The sequence below is a fragment of the Arthrobacter sp. 135MFCol5.1 genome, from assembly GCF_000374865.1.
In the GTDB taxonomy this organism is placed as follows: Bacteria; Actinomycetota; Actinomycetes; order Actinomycetales; family Micrococcaceae; genus Arthrobacter.
On the sequence record NZ_KB895464.1, the window covers coordinates 15798 to 35250 of the forward strand.

General features: G+C 66.8%; 19 protein-coding genes and 1 tRNA gene. 9 read left to right on the forward strand and 11 right to left on the reverse strand.

Translation table 11 applies throughout. The features are described 5' to 3' along the window. The 4 genes from C563_RS21515 to C563_RS0116590 form a co-directional block, all read right to left on the reverse strand. Nucleotides 1-1614, reverse strand: coding sequence for an aldehyde dehydrogenase (NADP(+)) (locus tag C563_RS21515; RefSeq protein ID WP_018763191.1), 1614 nt, complete (start codon nt 1612-1614; stop codon nt 1-3). 37 nt (nt 1615-1651) lie between these two features. Further along, the gene (gene kdgD / locus C563_RS0116580) at nt 1652-2566 is read right to left on the reverse strand and encodes a 5-dehydro-4-deoxyglucarate dehydratase (protein ID WP_018763192.1); all 915 of its coding nucleotides are present in this window, start codon (nt 2564-2566) and stop codon (nt 1652-1654) included. Between the two features lie 161 nt (nt 2567-2727). Further along, complete coding sequence (locus C563_RS0116585) at nt 2728-3612, reverse strand: LysR family transcriptional regulator (RefSeq protein WP_018763193.1); 885 nt, start codon at nt 3610-3612, stop codon at nt 2728-2730. Between the two features lie 102 nt (nt 3613-3714). Next, a complete protein-coding gene (locus C563_RS0116590) occupies nt 3715-4203 on the reverse strand; it encodes an NUDIX domain-containing protein (RefSeq protein WP_018763194.1) in 489 nt (162 codons plus the stop codon). A gap of 116 nt (nt 4204-4319) precedes the next feature. Between C563_RS0116590 and C563_RS0116595 the strand changes: the two genes are divergently transcribed. Continuing rightward, on the forward strand, nt 4320-4559 hold the full coding sequence (locus tag C563_RS0116595; protein ID WP_018763195.1) for a hypothetical protein: 240 nt from the start codon (nt 4320-4322) through the stop codon (nt 4557-4559). A 17-nt stretch (nt 4560-4576) separates the two neighbouring features. Here C563_RS0116595 and C563_RS0116600 read toward each other — a convergent pair whose 3' ends face one another. The 3 genes from C563_RS0116600 to C563_RS0116610 form a co-directional block, all read right to left on the reverse strand. After that, nucleotides 4577-6265, reverse strand: a complete 1689-nt coding sequence (locus tag C563_RS0116600; RefSeq protein ID WP_018763196.1) for a sensor histidine kinase — start codon at nt 6263-6265, stop codon at nt 4577-4579. A gap of 111 nt (nt 6266-6376) precedes the next feature. Beyond that, nucleotides 6377-7750, reverse strand: a complete 1374-nt coding sequence (gene radA / locus C563_RS0116605) for a DNA repair protein RadA (protein WP_018763197.1) — start codon at nt 7748-7750, stop codon at nt 6377-6379. A 126-nt stretch (nt 7751-7876) separates the two neighbouring features. Beyond that, nucleotides 7877-9004: an FUSC family protein gene (locus C563_RS0116610; protein WP_018763198.1), complete on the reverse strand. Its 1128-nt coding sequence runs from the start codon at nt 9002-9004 to the stop codon at nt 7877-7879. Between the two features lie 251 nt (nt 9005-9255). Here C563_RS0116610 and pstS point away from each other — a divergent pair, with 251 nt between their 5' ends. The 5 genes from pstS (at nt 9256) to C563_RS0116635 (ending at nt 13878) form a co-directional block, all read left to right on the forward strand. Further along, a complete protein-coding gene (pstS, locus tag C563_RS0116615) occupies nt 9256-10377 on the forward strand; it encodes a phosphate ABC transporter substrate-binding protein PstS (RefSeq protein WP_018763199.1) in 1122 nt (373 codons plus the stop codon). Nucleotides 10378-10480: 103 nt separating this feature from the next. Further along, a complete protein-coding gene (gene pstC / locus C563_RS0116620) occupies nt 10481-11413 on the forward strand; it encodes a phosphate ABC transporter permease subunit PstC (RefSeq protein ID WP_018763200.1) in 933 nt (310 codons plus the stop codon). Next, nucleotides 11414-12526, forward strand: coding sequence for a phosphate ABC transporter permease PstA (pstA, locus tag C563_RS0116625; RefSeq protein ID WP_018763201.1), 1113 nt, complete (start codon nt 11414-11416; stop codon nt 12524-12526). Nucleotides 12527-12605: 79 nt separating this feature from the next. Next, nucleotides 12606-13385, forward strand: a complete 780-nt coding sequence (gene pstB / locus C563_RS0116630) for a phosphate ABC transporter ATP-binding protein PstB (protein ID WP_018763202.1) — start codon at nt 12606-12608, stop codon at nt 13383-13385. Nucleotides 13386-13479: 94 nt separating this feature from the next. Further along, a complete protein-coding gene (locus tag C563_RS0116635) occupies nt 13480-13878 on the forward strand; it encodes a hypothetical protein (protein ID WP_018763203.1) in 399 nt (132 codons plus the stop codon). Nucleotides 13879-13903: 25 nt separating this feature from the next. On the opposite strand, the gene C563_RS0116640 is transcribed toward C563_RS0116635, so the two are convergent. The 3 genes from C563_RS0116640 to C563_RS0116650 form a co-directional block, all read right to left on the reverse strand. After that, nucleotides 13904-14914, reverse strand: a complete 1011-nt coding sequence (locus C563_RS0116640) for an inorganic phosphate transporter (protein ID WP_018763204.1) — start codon at nt 14912-14914, stop codon at nt 13904-13906. Nucleotide 14915: 1 nt separating this feature from the next. Next, a complete protein-coding gene (locus C563_RS0116645; protein ID WP_026264994.1) occupies nt 14916-15533 on the reverse strand; it encodes a DUF47 domain-containing protein in 618 nt (205 codons plus the stop codon). 303 nt (nt 15534-15836) lie between these two features. Further along, entirely contained in the window at nt 15837-16496 is a 660-nt protein-coding gene (locus C563_RS0116650) for a hypothetical protein (protein WP_018763206.1), read from the reverse strand. Between the two features lie 208 nt (nt 16497-16704). Here C563_RS0116650 and C563_RS0116655 point away from each other — a divergent pair. Then, a tRNA-Lys gene (locus C563_RS0116655) sits at nt 16705-16777 on the forward strand. Between the two features lie 165 nt (nt 16778-16942). On the opposite strand, the gene C563_RS0116660 is transcribed toward C563_RS0116655, so the two are convergent. Then, nucleotides 16943-17284: a YciI family protein gene (locus C563_RS0116660; protein WP_018763207.1), complete on the reverse strand. Its 342-nt coding sequence runs from the start codon at nt 17282-17284 to the stop codon at nt 16943-16945. A 132-nt stretch (nt 17285-17416) separates the two neighbouring features. On the opposite strand from C563_RS0116660, the gene C563_RS0116665 reads away from it, so the two are divergent. Both C563_RS0116665 and C563_RS0116670 read left to right on the forward strand, forming a co-directional pair. After that, nucleotides 17417-18430, forward strand: coding sequence for a LacI family DNA-binding transcriptional regulator (locus C563_RS0116665; protein ID WP_018763208.1), 1014 nt, complete (start codon nt 17417-17419; stop codon nt 18428-18430). A gap of 118 nt (nt 18431-18548) precedes the next feature. Further along, nucleotides 18549-19385 (forward strand): DUF4397 domain-containing protein, encoded by an 837-nt coding sequence (locus C563_RS0116670; protein ID WP_018763209.1) that lies wholly within the window; start codon nt 18549-18551, stop codon nt 19383-19385. The last annotated feature ends 68 nt before the right edge of the window (nt 19386-19453 follow it).

Consider the following 19453-nt stretch of genomic DNA (forward strand, 5'->3'; position numbering starts at 1 on the left):
TTACGCGCCCAGCGCGGCTTCCGCTTCGGCGGGGGCGACCTCGCCGTCGATCCGCCGGTTCAGGTGCCAGGGGTTGGCGTCCTGCAACGCCTCGGGGAGCAGTTCCTGGGGCAGGTCCTGGTAGGCCACCGGGCGCAGGAAGCGGTTGATGGCCAGCGTTCCCACCGACGTGGTGCGGGTGTCCGACGTGGCCGGGAAGGGGCCGCCGTGGACCATGGCGTGGCCAACTTCCACCCCGGTGGGCCAGCCGTTGACGATGATGCGTCCCACTTTTTGTTCGAGGACGGGGATCAGCCGTGCCGCCGTCGGGTAGTCCGGTTCGGTGAGCTGCAGGGATGCGGTGAGCTGGCCCTCTATCCGGGAGGCAGCCTGCAGCAGGTCTTCGATGCTCTTGTAGCGGATCACCAGGGACGCCGCACCGAAGATTTCCTGGTGCAGGATGGGGTTGCCGGTGAACTGGTCCACGCCGGTGCCGTAGATGGCCGGTGCCGGGGCGTTGTCGGTGGTGCCGGGAGAGCCCTGGCCAATCAGTTCGACGCCGGCGGCCGAGCTGAGCGCTTCGGTTCCGGTGTTCCAGGACGCGGCGATGCCTTCGGTGAGCATGGTCTGGCCGGTGCTGGCGGCGATGGCGCGTCCGACGGCGGCGGCGAGTTTGTCTCCCGGCTCTCCTGCGGGGGCGAACAGCAGGCCGGGGGAGGTGCAAAGCTGGCCTGAGCTGCCCGTGACGGAGGCGACGTATTGCCGGGCCAGGGCGTCGATGCTTTCGGGGCTGCCGGCGAGGGCGCCCTCGAAAACGAACACCGGGTTCAGGGAGGACATTTCCGCGTAGACCGGGATGGGTTCCGGGCGCGCGGCGGCGGTGCGCATCAGGGCGAGGCCGGCGGTCTGGGACCCGGTGAAGCCGACAGCCTTGATGGCGGGGTCGGCGACCAGTGCCTGGCCGATGCTGGAGCCGGGACCGTAGATCAGGGAGAAGACGCCGGGATGCAGTCCTGCTTCCTTGACGGCTTTGCTGACGGCCTGGCCCACGAGTTCGCTGGTGCCGGGGTGGGCGTTGTGGGCCTTGAAGACGACCGGGCAGCCTGCGGCGAGGGCCGAGGCAGTGTCTCCGCCCGCCGTCGAGAAGGCGAGCGGGAAGTTGCTGGCGCCGAACACGGCCACCGGGCCGAGCGGTATCTGGCGCTGGCGGATGTCTGCGCGGGGGAGCGGTGTGCGGTCGGGGAGGGCGGGGTCGATCCGGACGCCGCGGAAGTCGCCTTGGCGGACCACGCCGGCGAACAGGCGCAGCTGGCCGGTGGTGCGGGCCCGCTCACCGGTGAGCCGGGCTGCGGGCAGGCCGGTTTCCTGCCCGGCGCGGGTGATGAGTTCATCCCCGATGGCGTCGATGTTGTCCGCGATGGCTTCCAGGAACGCGGCGTGGGTTTCCGGGTCCAGGGCGCGAAAGGACGGGAACGCTTCGGCGGCTGCGGCCGTTGCGGCCTTGACCTGTTCCGCGGTGAGCAGGGAATAGGCCGGTTCCAGGGCCTTATTGGTGGCCGGATTGAAGCCGTTGGTGGTCTTGCCGTCGCCGGCAACCGTCCGGCCGGCGATGAGTGAATGTCCGGTGAGGTTCATGGGTTCCTCCTGTGGTGGGAGTGGTGCTGTTTGTCTCTCAGGAAACGGTGGCGATCAGGGCTTTGAGGTCCGCGAGGTCCTGCGGAGCCAGGTTCTGCAGCGGCGTGCGCACCGGCCCTGCCGACCGGCCGATGGCGTCCAGGCCGCCCTTCACGATGGACACCGAGTAGCCTTTCACACGGTCGCGGATGTCCAGGTAGGGGACCACGAACTCGTTGAGCTTCTTGTTGACGGCGGCGCGGTCGTTGTTGCGGACGTCCTGGTAGAAATCCAGCGCGAACTGCGGGACGAAGTTGTACATGGCGCTCGAGTAGGTGCTCATCCCCAGCTGCAGCAGGGGCAGGGCGAACGTTTCCGCGGTGGGCAGGCCGCCCAGGTAGAAGAGCCGGTCACCGAGCTTGGCGTAGACGCGGGCGTCATGTTCCAGGTCTCCGACGCCATCCTTGAACCCGATCAGGTTCTGGTGCCGTTCGGCCAGGGTCGCCACGGTGGTGTCCTTGTAGATGGCGTTGGCGCGGTTGTAGATGATGACGCCGAGCGAGGTTGCGCGGCAGACGGCACTGACGTGCCCGGCCAGCCCTTCCTGGTCTGCTTCGGTCAGGTAGGGCGGCAGCAGCAGGATGCCTTCTGCGCCGGCGGCTTCTGCCGCCTTGGCGTTTTCGATGGCTTGGGCGGTGGACCCGCCGGCCGATGCCAGCACGGGGACCCGGGCTCCCACTTCCTCGACGGCGGTGCGCACCACCCGTTCCGATTCGGCCGGGGTGAGGGAGAAGCCTTCGCCGGTGCCGCCGGCAGCGAACAGGCCGGCCACCGGGAAGCTTGCCTGCCACGCGAGGTGCTTGCGGTAGTTCTCCTCGTCGAACGCCAAGGTTGCATCGAACGAGGTGACGGGAAAGGACAGCAGTCCTTCCTTGAGGGTGTCCGCCAGTTCCTGGGGTGTGTACCTTGCCATGGGGTCCTCCGGTGTGTTGCCGCGGGCGGCGGGTTTGGGTGATTTTCTCCAGCCTAGGGACCGTCATTGATGCCTGTCCAAGTGCTTTATTGGATGCTTTGATACCTTTGAGGCATGGCAAAATGAATCCGCGTGCCTTGTGCCGGACCCGGGAGGCGCAGTTATTCCGTGGCGAATTCCAGGTCCCGGAGCAGGCGGGAGAGCGCGGGGTTGGTGATCCGCCGGTTCCACAGGGCGTGCAGTTCCACTGGCTCGCGGCTCCCCCCCGCCAGTGGCAGGAAGCCGACGCCGTCTATGCCCAGCGTGGTGGCCGAGTGGGGAACGAAGGCCAGACCGCGCTTTGCGGCCACCAGCGAAACCATGGTGAGGATCTGGCTGACCGTATGCACCACGTTGGCGTGCCGGACGGGGAACATGCGGACGACGAGGTCGTAGAAGTATCGGGCCTGGGTGGGGGAGTGCATGATCAGTGGCTCGTCGTTGAGGTCGTCCGCGGTGACCGGCCGGTCCAGGAGTGCGAGCCGGTGACCTTCCGGTACGGCAAGCACCATGGATTCCCGGTAAAGCAGGCGCGAGTCAAAGGTGGCACGGTCGAAGGGTGGGCGGGCGAGGCCCAGATCCAGTTCGCCGGTCAGCAGCCCCGCAAGTTGCTCGCCGGTGACCAGTTCCTGCAGCTCGATATCGACGTCGGGGATGACGCGTGACAGCTCGTCCAGCACGGGGCCAAGAATGCTGAAGCCGCTGGCTGCCGTGAAACCGATCCGCAGCACGCCCGAGCGTCCGGACGCGATCCGGCGGGCCGTTGCAGGTGCGCGTTCGGCCAGCGCCATGAGCCGTCGGGCCTCGTCCAGGAACGTCCGGCCGGCGGAGGTGAGCTCCACCTTGCGGTTGTCCCGCTCCAGCAGCTCGGCCCCGACGATCTTCTCCAGCTTTTGGATCTGCCGGCTCAGGGGAGGCTGCGTCATGTTCAGCCGCTCGGCAGCCCTGCCGAAGTGCAGCTCCTCCGCTACGGCGATGAAGCCGGCCAGTTGGTCGAACGTGAACATGATGCCCTCCGGGTATCAAAGGTAACGACTTAGCTTAGCCGGGCATCGCAATGTCAGTGGCCGCCGTCAAGGCCGGGCCAAGGAACAGCTGCAAGTTCCTGCCTAGGCCGGTGAAAGGTCCTGGAGCAGCGCGTCCAGGACGGGCAGCTGGCCCTTCACGAGTTTGAGCCGGGCCTCTTGCTCCGGGAACCAGCGGGCGTCGTCGATCTCGGGGTAGTGCTGGATCTTTCCCGATCCCTTGGGCCATTCAAGGGGGAAGGTGTTGCTGCGGATGGCTTCCGGTGAAAATCCGGCCTCGGCTGCGAAGACGGTAATTATTTTTCCCGACGACTGCCGGAATTCACCCAACAGGCGGTATTCGGCGCCAGGGGCGGGGACGCCCATTTCCTCGGCGAATTCGCGCTGCGCCGCGGCCAGTGCATCCTCGCCGTCGGAGTACTCCCCTTTGGGGATGGACCAGGCATGGGCGTCCTTACTGCTCCAGAACGGGCCGCCCATGTGGGCAATCCACACCTGCAGCCCATCGCCGGGGCCGGCCGCGTCGCCCTGAGGCCGCTGGTACAGCAGGATGCCTGCACTTCGAACCGGCATTTGGGTTCCTTCCCGGCTGTTGTTGACGACGCTCAATCGCCGTCCGCCGTTAACGTGGTATTCACGGCCCTGCTTTAGGTTATTCCTTCAGGCACTCTGCTCGAAGGGACCCGGTCATGGCCAATATTGCTGAGGTTTTGGGACGGCTCACGCCGGAGGAAGTTGCTGAACTCCGCAGCCTGGGTCCGCAGGGCCACCTGCCGCGGCACCTGGTGGAAGCGCTGGACCGTGCCGCCGGGGGAACGGGATCCGGCCGCGGCTACTACGTGGCAAACGGCAACGTCAGCTCAACCGGCGGGCCCCTTATGGTGCTGCGCAGTGACGTCTCGAACTGGTTGACCGGCTCCGGTTCCTGATCGCCGCCCCGGGCGGCTCATGATTCCGGCAGGATGAAAGTGGCGCTGGTGCCCGAACCGGGTTCGCTGGCCAGGCTGATCGATCCGCCGTGGCCTTCCACGATGGTCTTGCTGACCGGCAATCCCAAGCCTGCCCCCGGTATGGCAGTGGACCGCGAGCGCGCGGAGCGGAAGAACTTGGTAAATGCCTGCTCCTGCTCTTCTTCGCTCATGCCCACGCCGGTGTCCGTGATGGAACAAACCAGCCCGGCCTCGGTCCTGGCAGCGGTGGCGGTGATGAGCCCACCGTCCGGGGAGTATTTGACGGCGTTGGACAGCAGGTTGTGCAGGACCTGGCTGATCCTGGCCGGGTCTGCGCGCACCGGGAGCGGCTGTTCCACCTCGAGCTTCACCTGCAGGCCGTTCCCGGCCGCGCGGGGCAGTGCGGCGTCAACCGCGCGGCTCACCAGCTGGGCAAGGTCCGTCTCCTCCAGGGACAGCTCCACGCGTTCGGAGGCCACGGCAATGAGGTCGTTCACCAGGCCCATCAGGTGGTCAGCGTTGCGCCGGACCACCAGCAGTTCTGCGCGGATGTCGTCGTGGCCAGGCTCGTCGAGGACCAGTTCGAGGTAGCCGAGGATTGAGGTCAGGGGAGTCCGCAGCTCGTGCGAAACCGTGGCCACGAAGTCGTCCTTGGCAGCCAGGGCGCTGATCAGGTCGGTCACGTCCGCGAAAGTGATGACCCCGCCGGCTTCCTGGCCGCCGGCAGCAGGAAAGCCATGTGAGCTCACTGAATAGGCGCGCTGGCCGTCCGCCGGCCCGGCCCAGTAGAGCTCGTCCATGAACGCTTCCCCGGCGGCGGCGCGCTCAGCAGGACGTGAACCGGCCGGAACAGGCGTGGTGCGGTCTGCCGCCAGCAACTGGGTATGTCCGCCGCCCACTCCAACAAGGCCGGCCAGCGCAGGATCGGACTGCAGGGTCTTGTTCGTCAGCACCGTGTTGCCGTTGCGGTCCACCACCCACACGCCCACGCCCACGGCGCCGAGCACTGCATCAAGCAGGTTCTGGCGCCGGACGCTTTCGTCCAGCGTCCGGCCAAGGTGATACTCGCTGTCCATCAGCTTGGTCCGGTGCCGGCGGATGGTGGTGGCCACCACGTGCGCGGTTACGGCCATAACGGACATGACCAGGGGCAGGATGAGGACACGGATCATCGAGCCGGCCACAGGCGGCGACCCCAGTGCTGCTGCCGGGACCACGGTGCTGAGGACGGTCCCGGCAATGGCGAGGGCGGGCATGTACGGCCGGACCTGGGCCGAGAGCCAAATGACGGGGAATACCAGCGTCAGGCTCAGGACACTGAACGGGGGCCCGCCGGCCTCGCGGGTAAAGCCGATGGCGAAGCAGTCAAGAAGCGGGATGACGGCGAATGCTCCGGACGGGAGCCGTCCCCACGGGACGGCGACGCACGCTGCGGCGATCGCCAGGTGGAACAGCAAAGCGTTCAGGAACCTGCTGTCCGTGAGGGTCCACGGGCTGAACACGGCGGCCGCCACCACCACCAGTGCCACGGTCAGGCTGACGGGCAGTTGGCTGGCCATCACCCGTTGCCGGGCGCTGAGCCCACCGAAGAGCCCGTCAAGCCGGTCCGACACCACTGGTTCGGGCAGCGCATTGCGCGCCAGGCCGGGCACATCGGTGGTGCCCTGCGGTTCCCGGATTACCACGCTGCCCCCAGCACAGAAATGTCATGCCTCCGTTTGCAAGAAGGTCCTGCAGCCACAGTACCCGGGTGAATGCAGGTTCTCACGGTGGGCGGCGGGTTTATTGGCATGCGGTCACCCGATCAAAAGGCTCAGCGCCTCCGTCAGGTGTTCCACTTCCCGCACCGAGAAACCGGCGGGCACGGGACCGGGCCCCGTGTGGCTGGCGGGGACCACAGCGTGCGTGAATCCCAACCGGTGGGCCTCCTGGATGCGCTGGTTGATCCCCGGTACCGGACGGACTTCGCCGGCCAGCCCCACCTCGCCAAAAGCAATCAGCCGGATGGGCAGCGGTTTACGGGCCTTCGCCGATGCTACTGCGAGGGCCACGGCGAGGTCCGTGGCCGGTTCGCTGAGCTTGACGCCGCCAACGGTGGCGACGTAGGAATCGTCCTTGTGCAGCATGGTTCCCGCTCGCTGCTGCAGTACCGCCAGCAGCATTGACACCCGTGAACTGTCCAGGCCGCTGGTGGCCCGGCGCGGCTGCGCGTTGGGACTTTCGGCCAGGAGTGATTGAACCTCGGCGAGCAGGGGACGGCGCCCTTCCATGGTGACCGTGATGCAAGTGCCCGAAACAGGGTCCTTGGTGCGGCTGACGAACAGCCCGCTGGGATCGGCGAGGCCCTCGATTCCGTTTTCGTTGAGGTCGAAGCAGCCAACGTCATCGGTGGGTCCGTACCGGTTCTTCACGGCGCGCAGCATCCGCAGCCGGGAGTGCCGCTCGCCCTCGAACTGGCACACCACATCCACCAGGTGTTCCAGGAGCCGCGGCCCGGCGATCGAACCGTCCTTCGTGACATGCCCCACCAGCAAAGTGGTCATGTTCCGCCGCTTGGCCGCGGCAATGATCGATGCCGCCACCTCGCGCACCTGGGAAACGCCGCCGGCACTGCCATCAACGTCCGCGCTGCTGAGGGTCTGCACGGAGTCCACGATCAGCAGCCGCGGTTCAATTTGTTCCACCTGGCCCAGTGCCTGGCCCAAGTCTGTCTCCGCGGACAAGTAGAGGGACTCCGCGACGGCGTCGATCCGCTCCGCGCGCAGCTTCACCTGGGCTGCCGACTCCTCCCCGGTGACGTAGAGGACGTCCTGGGCTGTCCGGGCGAACTTGGCCGCCACGTCCAGGAGCAGCGTCGACTTGCCCACGCCGGGTTCACCCGCCAGCAGGATCACCGCGCCGGGAACCAGCCCGCCGCCCAGGACGCGGTCCAACTCGTCCACGCCGGTGGGCAGGAACGCCGCCGTAGTGGCGTCAACATCCGCGATACGACGCGCCGGTTCCAGCACCGTTGTGGCGGCCGTGGTCCGGGCCACCGCGGTGCCCGTTTCCTCGACGGTGCCCCACGCCTGGCACTCGCCGCAGCGGCCCACCCATTTGGCGGTGGTCCAGCCGCATTCGGCGCATTTATAGGCGGGCGCCTTTGATGCCCGGGAAGTCTTTGTTGCCATGGGTTCAACCCTAGCGGCGGCCACTGACATCAGCGTCGACGCGGCCTTCGTCCCCACGCGCCCGCTGACCTCGCAAGCCCGGCCGGGGCACCTTGCGGCCGTGGGCCCAGGCTTAGCCACCGGTTCTTACAGCGCGGGCAGGATGTCCCGTGCCTCGGCCGCGTCCATGCCTGCTGCTTCCAGCAGGTCCACCATGAGGGGTCGGAACAGCATGACCACCGTTTCGCCCTCCAGCCGCTGGACCTCCAACAGCTTCGGGTGCAGCCGCAGCGCTATCTCACTGAGGTCGCGCCGGGCCGTGCGCAGGTGGGCGCGCCGGACGCCGTCGTGCGTTTCCGCCAGGCCCAGCGAGAGCTCATCAATGGCGGCAGCCGTCTCCTGGAGCACCCCGGCAATGCTGTCCGTTGCCTCGTCCGAGAGGGCGGTGTGGTTGATGGCGCTGGTCAGCCGCCGCGCGAAGACGCGGCTGTTCCGCAGCGCCAGGTCGATGAAGTCCAGCGACTGCTTCAGCCGTTCCAGCTCGTCGCGGTGCCGCCGGTAGGCCGGCGCCAGCGTGGCCACTTCCCCTGACGCCCGAAGGGACTGCCGCATGGCATCCACCAGGGGCTGGCAGTTCCTGCCGCGGATCAGCGCGTGCCACGCCTGCGTGGAATCGCTGTTCGCCAGCGCACCTGCGCATTCACGCAGGACCTCGGCCAGTTCATGCAGCAGTTTCTGGACGTCGCGGCGTGGCTCACGGCGGGGGTCCTTGGGCACCAGGATGGTTACCAGCAGCGCGCACAGGCCCCCCACCACGGCGTCGATACTCCGGGTGAACGGGCCCCCGGACGGTGCCGGCAGCAGCACCACCAGCAGCGACTGGAGTGCCAACTGGGTGGTGAAGATGTTTCCGCTGTCCAGGAACCGGGCCAGCAGGATGGAGAAGAGAAGCACGACGGCGGCCACCCAGATTTCGCCGCCCAGCCAGTGCAGGAGCAGGTCGCCCACGGCGATGCCGATGGTGCAGCCCAGGCCCACCTCCATCACCCTGCGCAGCCGCGGCTCCCGGGAAAACCCGAGCGCGATCAGCGAGGACGTGGCGGCGAACAGGGGCCCGGAATGGCCCAGGACGTACTCCGCGAAAGCGTAGGCGCCGACGGCGCAGATGGTCATCTGGATGGCTGGGACGAAGGAGTTGCGGCTGCGGATCAGCCCGGTCCGGATGCGGGTGCGCAGGAACCGCCGGCCTGCTGAGAGTCCTGCTGGGATGGCCATGCGGTCAAGTCTATTCAGTGCCCGTCCACTGCCGGGCACGGCTCCACTACGGCTGCGGATGTGATCTGCGCAATGGTGACCCGGCATTTGTCAGCCAATATCCCGCCGTCGTTAATCATCCGTTCACTTTGGACAGCCCATCCCGTTACCTGCGGCCCATAACTTTCTTGAAGGTACACAACGTACGCATCGCGCAGCAGGGTTCTCCGTCCCTGTCCCGCACCTGAATAACCCTGGAAGGGGTACATCTAGTGAAGGCACTTCGCTTCGGCCGCCACGCGGCTATCGCTGTTATCGCTGCGGGCGCACTCGCGCTGTCCGCCTGCGGTTCAGACAACGCCACGGGCACCGCGCCCGCAGGCAACCAGGCTTCGTCCGGCACCAAGGTCACCGGCACGCTGACCGGCATCGGTTCCTCTGCGCAGGGTGCGGCCATGGACGCATGGAAGACGAACTTCGCCTCCGCCAACTCCGGCGCCAGCGTGCAGTACTCCCCGGACGGTTCCGGTGCCGGCCGCAAGGCAATCCTCGACGGCTCGGCCCAGTTCGCCGGTTCGGATGCCTACCTGAAGGATGACGAATACGCCTCCTCCAAGTCCGTGTGCGGCCCCGACGGCGCCATCAACGTCCCCGTCTACATCTCCCCGATCGCCGTGGCCTTCAACGTTCCCGGTGTCACCGACCTGAAGCTGGACGCCACCACCGTCGCCAAGATCTTCCGCGGCCAGATCGCCAAATGGAACGACCCCGCGATCGCTGCCCTCAACGCGGGCGTCTCGCTGCCCGACCTCAAGGTCACCCCGGTGAACCGCTCGGACGACTCCGGCACCACCCAGAACTTCACGGACTACCTGTCCGCCGCAGCCTCCGACGTCTGGACGGACAAGGCCGCCGGTGTCTGGCCCGCCAGCCTCCAGGGCGAGAACGCCAAGGGCACCTCCGGCGTGGTCAAGACCGTGACGGACACCCCCGGCGCCGTGACCTACGCCGACGACTCCGCCGTGAGCGGCAAGCTGGGCGTTGCACAGATCAAGGTGGGCGATTCCTTCACCAAGATCTCCGCCGATGCCGCCGCCAAGGCAGTCGACGCCGGCAAGCCCGTTGACGGCCGCGCCGCGAACGACCTCTCCATCAAGCTGGACCGCAAGACCACCATCGCCGGCGCCTACCCGATCGTCCTGGTGTCCTTCCACGTCCTGTGCACCACGTACGACAAGCAGGAGACCGTTGACCTGGTCAAGGCTTTCGAGCACTACGTAGTTTCCGCTGAGGGCCAGAAGGCCGCCGCGGACTCGGCCAAGTCCGCTCCGCTGTCCTCCGACCTCGCAGCCAAGGCCGCCAAGGCCATCGACTCGATCAAGGTCAAGTCCTAACCATCGCCGCAAAACCGGGTTCCCCGCCTGCCGGAAGGCAGTGCGGGGAACTTGGCTTTGCACCCTGCTTCCTTAATCCAGCAACGAATCGAAGGGCCGTCGAATGACCGCCACCTCCCTGACCAGTTCACAGGGCGCCGGACGCACCGGGGACAAAGTCTTCTCCGGGGCCGCACTGGCCGCCGGCTGCCTGATCCTCGCCGTCCTCTTCGGCGTCGCACTCTTCCTGGTGGTCCAGGCAATTCCCGCGCTGACCGCTCCCGCCGACAAGATCCAGGGCGGACAGGGCTTCTTCGCCTACATCTGGCCCATTGTCATTGGGACCCTGATCGCCGCCGTCATCGCGCTGGTGATCGCCACCCCGGTGGCCATCGGAGTAGCCCTCTTCATCTCGCACTTCGCGCCGCGCCGGCTCGCCTCCGGACTCGGTTACGTCGTGGACCTGCTCGCCGCCATCCCCTCCGTGGTCTATGGCGCCTGGGGCGCGGCGTTCCTGGCCAAGCAGATCTCTCCCGCCTACGGATGGCTCGCGGAGAACATGGGCTGGCTTCCCATCTTCCAGGGCCCCGCCTCCACCACCGGCAAGACCATCCTCACTGCGGGCATCGTCCTGTCGGTCATGGTCCTGCCCATCATCACCTCGCTGTCCCGGGAGATTTTCCTGCAGACCCCCAAGCTGCACGAGGAGGCGGCACTGGCGCTCGGTGCCACCCGCTGGGAAATGATCAAGATGGCCGTGCTGCCCTTCGCCCGCCCGGGCATCATCAGCGCAATCATGCTGGGTCTGGGCCGCGCACTGGGCGAAACCATGGCCGTTGCCCTGGTCCTGTCCTCCGGCGCCCTGACCGCCAGCCTGATCCAGTCCGGCAACCAGACCATCGCGGCCGAGATCGCCCTGAACTTCCCGGAAGCCAGCGGCATCAAGGTCAGCACCCTGATCGCCGCCGGCCTGGTCCTGTTCGTCATCACCCTGGCCGTGAACATGATCGCCCGCTGGGTCATCACCCGGCACAAAGAATTCTCGGGAGCCAACTAAATGACCTCCACGCTTACCCCGGTCCGCAGCAAGCGGTCCGCGCTCACCAAGGGCCAGCTGCCCAAATACGCCCCCTACGCCGTCCTTGCCGCGGCGTTGATCGTCGGCGCTGCCATCCTTGCCCTGATCGGCTTCAATGCGTTCGGGTGGGGAGTGGTCTCGGCCTTGCTCTTCGCCATCGGCCTGGTGTCCTGGAGCGCAGCGGTGGAAGGTTCCCGCAGGGCCAAGGACAAGCTGGCCACCTGCCTGGTGGTTGGCTCATTCCTGGTGGCCCTCCTGCCGCTCGTTTCGGTGATCTGGACGGTACTGGTGAACGGCATTCCGGGACTCCTGGATCCCGGCTTCCTCACCACCTCCATGAACGGCGTCACGGGCGCGTTCGACAACAAGGCCGTGGAGGGTGGCGGCCCGGTCATGGGCGGCATCTACCACGCAATCCTGGGCACCGTACAGATCACCCTGCTGGCCACCGTCATCTCCGTACCCGTGGGGCTGCTCACGGCCATCTACCTGGTGGAGTATGGCCACGACGGCCGCCTGGCCAAGGCCATCACGTTCTTCGTGGACGTCATGACCGGCATCCCCTCCATCGTGGCCGGCCTCTTTGCCGCCGCATTCTTCTTCGTGGTGGTGGGCCCGGGGACCAAGACCGGTGCCGTGGCCGCCGTCGCCCTTTCTGTCCTGATGATCCCCGTGGTGGTCCGCTCGAGCGAGGAAATGCTCAAGATTGTCCCCAACGAACTGCGCGAGGCCGCCTACGCCCTGGGCGTGCGCAAGTGGCGGACCATCCTCAAGGTGGTCATCCCGACGGCGATTTCCGGCATCGCGTCCGGCGTCACCCTGGCGATCGCCCGGGTCATCGGCGAGACGGCACCCATCCTGGTCACCGCGGGCTTTGCCACGAGCATCAACTCCAATGTTTTCGGCGGGTGGATGGCATCACTGCCCACGTTCATCTACACCCAGATCCTGAACCCCACCTCGCCATCGAACCCGGATCCGTCCTCGCAGCGGGCCTGGGGCGCGGCGTTGGTGCTGATCATCCTGGTCATGGTCCTGAACCTGGCGGCCCGCCTGATCGCCAGGATCTTCGCCCCCAAGACCGGCCGGTAACCAGGCCGCCGGCCCGGCCTTCCGTCCCACCGTGGCGGATCCTAGACTTCAACCCATACCCAGTAAGTGAAGGAACACCATGTCTAAGCGCATCGACGTCAAGGACCTGAACGTGTATTACGGCGATTTCCTCGCCGTGGAGGACGTCAGCATCAACATCGAGGCCAAGTCCGTCACCGCGTTCATCGGCCCCTCCGGCTGTGGCAAGTCCACGTTCCTGCGGACCTTGAACCGCATGCACGAGGTCATCCCCGGCGCCCGCGTGGAAGGCGAGGTGCTTCTGGACGGCGACAACCTCTACGGCCCCGGCGTGGACCCTGTGACGGTCCGTTCCCAGATTGGAATGGTTTTCCAGCGGCCCAACCCGTTCCCCACCATGTCCATCCGCGACAACGTGCTGGCCGGCGTCAAGCTGAACAACAAGAAGATCTCCAAGGGCGAGGCCGATGTCCTGGTGGAGCGCTCGCTCAAAGGCGCCAACCTCTGGAACGAGGTCAAGGACAGGCTCGAAAAGCCTGGCTCCGGCCTCTCCGGCGGCCAGCAGCAGCGCCTCTGCATCGCCCGCGCCATCGCCGTGGAGCCGCAGGTGATCCTGATGGACGAGCCCTGCTCCGCCCTGGACCCGATTTCCACCCTGGCCATTGAAGACCTCATCAATGAGCTCAAGGACCAGTACACCGTGGTGATCGTGACCCACAACATGCAGCAGGCCGCCCGCGTCTCCGATAAGACGGCCTTCTTCAACATTGCCGGGACGGGCAAGCCGGGCAAGCTGATCGAGTACGGTGACACCCACACCATCTTCAGCAACCCGGTGCAGAAGGCCACCGAAGACTACGTCTCGGGACGCTTCGGGTAGGCAGCTGCTCCGTGGTGGCGAACTCCGACAGCATTTAGTACGCTGAACTAGATACTTTTGAAACTAGTAGTAAGCCAGCTTTAGGAGTTTTGCCATGACGCAGACGGCCAGCAACCCCGGCCCCCAGCTTACGGTTTCCGTACCCGCTGCGGGCGCACCGGCGAAGCCCGCCGTGCACGTGCAGGACTTTGACGCGGCCGCCGGACTCGCCGCCACCCTTGGGGGTGGGCCGCTCGTCCCGCAAATCGACCCGGAGGCAATAGCGGCGGCCGGGGATGCGGAGGATGTGCTCACGGAGGTGTGGCGGACCAGTTCCTACCTCGAGGGCAAGCAGTGGGAGTTGGACAGCGCCCTCGAAGCGCTGCGCCAGGCGGTCCGGAAGGCTTCTTCTGCGGGTGTCGCCCGGGATGAACTTTGCACGGCGGCGAACCTGTCTGCCGAAGAGCTGGCCGCGATCCTGCTGGGCCCTGAAGCAGCACCCGCTGCCATCTAGGGCCACGCACTTCTTCGGTTCCCGGCTACCTGGCCAGCGGTGACAGCGCCAGCGCCAGCACGAAGGCCATGGCGCAGGTGGCTACCGGCGTCAGGACCCAGAGCCAGATGATCCTGATGACCAGCTTCCGGTTGGTCACGGAAAAGTGCTGGTTCTCGCCCGCGCCCAGGGTGCCCGCCGTGACGGTGTGGGTGGTGGACAACGGCCAGTGCAACCCGATGGCGCCCACGAAGAGCATCAGCGCGCTGAAGGTCTGCGCCACGGAGCCGCGCAGGGGATCGATCCGGGTGATCTTGTAGCCGATGGTGTACGAGATCCGCCATCCTCCGAACAACGTCCCGGCTGTCATCATCACCGCCGACAGCAAGGCCACCCAGATGGGGATCCCGCCGTCGGCGTACCCTGCCGCAAGCAGGGCCAGCAACAGCACGGCACTGACCCGCTGCCCGTCCTGCAGGCCGTGGCCGAAAGCCACCGCGCCGGCGGCAATCGCCTGCGCCCTCCGGAACCGCTGGTTCACCACGTTGGGTTGGGTGTAGCGCGCTCCCCAGGTGGCCGGATAGACCAGCAGGAAGGATCCGCTGTAGGCCACGAGCGGGGAAAGCACTAGCGGGAGGACCACCTGGAACAGCAGCGACTGGTCCACGCCCGCCACCCCAGGGCCTCCCACCGCAAGGCTGGCCAGTCCCGCCCCTGCGAGTCCCCCCACCAGGGCATGGGTGGAGGAGGCGGGGATGCCGCGGCGCCACATCAGCAGGCCCCAGGCGCAGGCGCTGGCCAGGCCGGCCACCAGTATGGCGAGGCCGCCCGGGCCGGCCGGGAGATTGATCCAGGTCCGGCTGGCTGCAACGGCAAGCATCGCGCTCAGCAGGGCGCCCACGAAGTTGAAGAACGCAGCCAGGAGCACGGCCACGCTGGGCGTGAGTGCGCGGTTCCGCACGGCGAGGGCAACCGAGGTGGAGGCATCACGGAAGCCGTTCAGGAAGGCAAACGCTGCGGCCAGCAGGACCACCCCAGCAAAGATGGCTGCGGCCACGTCAGGATTCCTTGACGATGATGCTGCCTACCTGGGTGGCCACCCGCCGCATGTCCTTGGTTACCTCCACCAGCTGGTTGGCGATGTCCCGGTTGCGCGAGTACTGCGCCCACTTCATGTCGGCGATCATGTCGGCAACCCACACCCGGTGGGTGCGTTCGGCGCGTTTTGCAAGGCGCAGGATCTCGATCCAGTAATCCTCGAGGTCGTCCAGGTCATTGAGCCGGCGCATGGCATCAACCGTCAGCTCCGCCTGCCGGCTGATGATCTCCAGCTGGTCGGCCGCCCGCTTGGGCAGGCGGTCCAGCTTGTACAGGGCCACCAGTTCCGCGGCCGCGTCCATCTTCTCCATGGCCTCGTTGAGGTAGCGGGACAGGGCGTACATGTCCTCGCGGGGGAGGGGGTTCACGAAGCTGGAGCGCATGTGCGTCAGCAGCGCGAAATGCAGCTCGGCGGACTTGGCCTCGAGGTTGTGCATGTGATCTACGAGCTTGCCGTGTTCGTCCGCGGGTACGCCAAGGATTTCGGCCAGGGTTGCGCTGGCCAACACGATCTGTTGTGCCATCTGCGATAGGAGGTTCAGCCCTGCGGGCTCCTGGGGAAAAAGGCGCAGCTTCACGTGTTTACCGGTCTCCGGGGACTGTTCAAGGCGGGCGTTGCTGCCGTGTGACTTGACGCCGACGCGCAACTGTCGCCTACTCTACCGGCCCGAAAGAGTGTGCCTTGAATTGGCTGCCGGGACGAGGGCAGAAAAATGGTGCCGAACCGGATACGCCTCTCGGCGGTAGGCCGCTCTAGGCGGCTAATTGTTGAAGCCCGGGGGTTTCGCGGCTCGGCACCGGCTTCAGTCTTCTACTTAGCCCCGCCCAAGTCAATCTTGACAGCCGGCCGTTGGCGGGTGCGGAAAATATCAGGGCGGCGCCTAATCGAGTTCGCCCAGGCGCCACGCGTTGGCGGCGTGTTCCAGGTCTTCGGCGGTCTTGACCAGCTGGTGCGAGTTGCGGGTCAGCTTGCTGGCGTGGGCCTCATTGGCGTGCTCGGCGCCGTCCGCGAGCGTGGCCTGGCCGAGGGCCACCACCCGGCAGAAAGCTGCCGAGCGTTCCAGCGCAACGTCGAAATCGCCGTCGAACGCGCCTGAGAGGATGGCGTCCGCCATGGTGCGCATTTCATCAGCGCCCGGCGGCTCGGCGGCACCGGCCACCACGTTGGACACCTGTGCCGTGTCCCGGCCGGCCCGGAAGTAGACAGATATCCGCTCGGGGTCACGGACGGTGGCGGCACGGAGCGCGTAGAGCCGCCAGAGCGCACCGGGCAGGGAGCGGGCCGGGCTTTCGGCCCACATCTCGGCAATGGCATCCAGGCCTTGCTCGTCGGCGAGCTTCACCAGGCGTTCGGTGATGACGGGATCGTCGCTGTCCCGGCCATGGCGGACCAGCGCCTGCGCGGCAAGGTGGGCGGCCTCCGAGACGCGGGCGGGATCGGCGCCGCCGGCGAACGGCTCGAAATCCATTGGGGCGAACGGCTTTGGTTTGTGGTGCCGGTTGCTGCCGCCGTAGGGGCTGGTTCCTGCTTGCTCGCTCATGCCCCCACGCTACTCCTGTGCCGCAGCGGAAATCGAGCGTCTTCGCGTTCGCCCGGTCCCCGCAGAAAGTGCCGTTGGTCCCGGACAAGCGCACGACGGCGGCTCCCGGACCAGGTGCGAAAGACGCCCGAACCATGGGTTAGAGTATTAACGTCCAGAAATGGATTGGGCCGGGCGGAACGACACAGCGTGTCTGACCGACCGGCAGGGGCCTTTAGCTCAGTTGGTAGAGCATCGGACTTTTAATCCGTGGGTCGTGGGTTCGAGCCCCACAGGGCCCACCCACAGAAGGTTTTGAAGGTCCGCCGTGAGGCGGGCCTTTTCCTTTTAAGCCTGGGATTCAGGCTCGCACGACTATCCCGTTGCGCGGTATCCCGCCACGGAACGAGATGGGAACGCCAGCTCCACCGCTGCTCCAGGGCCCCAGTGCCTGCCGTGTTCGGCGTTCAGCTGGCGGGATCGTACTGGAAGGCCCGCACTTCCTGGGCGCAGCGGCAGGCGGTGGCGATCTTGGAGGCCCAGTGGAGGGCGGCGTCGTACGTGGGCAACTCCAGTATTGTGTAGCCGCCCTCGATCTGCGCTGTCTGGGGGTAGGTGCCCTCGCGCACTGCTCCTTCGCCGCTGACCATCACGGGCGGGACGCTCTCGTCGATGCCCCCGCCAAACACCCAGACACCGGCTTCCTTTGCCTCCTGGACCACCGCATGGGCCGCGTCGGCAACTTCCTGCAGCCCGCCGTCGGGGATGTCCATGACGCCACTGGGGAACGAGATCAGGTACTTGGTCATTGGGCAGGCTCCTTCTTTGCAGGCGCGGATCACCTTCATCCTTCCCACCACCAGGGGGCCGCGCAAGGATTTGTTCCCACCGCTGGCGCTGCAAAACAGGATGCCGCCGCGGCCGAAAGGCACAATAGGCACATGGCAAATACCAGCAAGGGCCGGATGCCGCGCCTGGAAGACGTGGCCAAGGTGGCCGGCGTCTCCCACCAGACCGTTTCCCGGGTGGTGAACAACCACCCCAACGTCAGCAAGGCGACGCGGGAAAAGGTGGAGGCGGCCATTGCCGAACTGGGGTACCGGCGCAATACCGCTGCCCGGAGCCTGGTCACCCGGCGCTCGCAGACCATCGGCGTGCTGGCCAGCGAACTCTCGCAGTACGGCCCTGCCAATACCCTCCTGGGCGTCGAGCAGGCAGCACGCAACGCCGGCTACTTCGTCAGTATCGCCGCGCTGCGGGAAGTCAGCAGGGACGCCATATCCAACGCGGTGGGCCATTTCATGGACCAGGCCGTGGACGGTATCGCCGTGCTGGTACCGCATTCGGACACCCTGGCCGTGCTGGAACAGATGAACCTTCCCGTGCCCGTGGTGGCTGTGGGCTCCGCCGGCAGTGCCTCGGTGAGCGGCGCGATGGTGGACCAGCGCGCGGGAGCCAGGCTCGCCGTCGAACATCTCATCAAGGAAGGCCACCGGCAGATCGGGCACATCGCGGGCCCGCCGGACTGGACTGACGGCGCCGAGCGTGCGGAGGGCTGGCGCGCCGCGCTCCGGGAGGCCGGGCTGGAGGAGTCCCTGCTGGTGGAAGGGGACTGGAGCGCAGGCAGCGGCTACGCGATCGGCCGCAAGCTGGCGTCCGGGCGCACCGCGACGGCCATCTTCGTGGGCAACGACCAGATGGCTTTGGGCCTGCTGCGCGCCTTCACGGAAGCGGGGATCAAAGTGCCCGACGACGTCTCCGTGGTGGGCTTCGACGACCAGCCGGAAGCGGGGTACTTCACGCCGCCGCTGACCACCGTCCGGCAGGACTTCGAGGAACTCGGACGGCGCTGCATGGACATCATGCTCAAGGAAATCGAGTCCGGCGCCGCTGTCAGTTCAACTGTGGTCCCGCCCGAGCTCGTGGTGCGGGCCAGCACCGCCGCCCCCGCGTAGGCGGGGAGCGCGCAGAACCAAAAAAACTCCATGAATCTGCATCCAAATCCGGGGTTGGGCCGGTAGTAGGAGTGTCAGCAGAAAATGCCCGCCAGCCGGGCCGTTCAAGGAGATGGACATGCGCAAAACATTCTTCGCCGCAGGCGCCGGTGCAGCAGCCATTGCAGCCGCAATCGCTCTGGCCGGTCCCGCCCAGGCAGCCGAAGGGGACGCCCAGCTTTCCGTGCTGCACGGGGTCCCCGGACTGACCGTTGACGTCTGGGTCAACGGAAACCGGACCCTTGATGACTTCACCCCGGGAACCCTTGCCGGGCCGCTCGCGCTTCCGGCCGGCAGCTACGAAATTGCGATCACCGCGGCGGATGCCGCCGACGCGTCCGCACCCGCCATTGGTCCCGTAAGCGTCAACCTTGCGGCCAACGGGAACTACACTGCCGCGGCCCACCTGGGTGCGGATGGCAAGCCGACAGCCAGCCTCTTCACCAATGATGTGTCCCAGATCCCGGCCGGAAAAGGCAAACTGACAGTCAGGCATGCCGCCGCCGCCCCAGCCGTCGATGTGCTGGCCGGCGCCACCCCCGTGATCACCAACTTGGCCAACCCGAACGAGAAGACACTCACCCTCGACCCGGGCACCGTCCCGGCCGCAGTGGCCGCCACGGGCACCACCACTCCGGTGATAGGCCCGGCGGACGTGGCGGTGGCCGAGGGAACACACACCATCGTTTATGCCTGGGGGAGCCTGGCTGACCAGAACCTGAAACTTGCCGTGCAAACCATCGAGGGCCTGCATTCGGCGCCGGGCTCGGTGCCGGGTGCGCTTAACGGTTCGGCGAGTTCCGGCGGAGCGGGTACTGCCGTAGCCACGGCCGGATTCGGACTGGCAGCATTGGCCCTCCTCGCGGGCGCGATAGGCGCGGCCCGCACGGTCCGTGCCCGGAGGGCGGGGCAGTAGCCTCGCGGAATCCGCGAAGGACGTAAGCGCAAGGGGCCCGGCCCGTCAAAGGACGGGCCCCTTGGGCT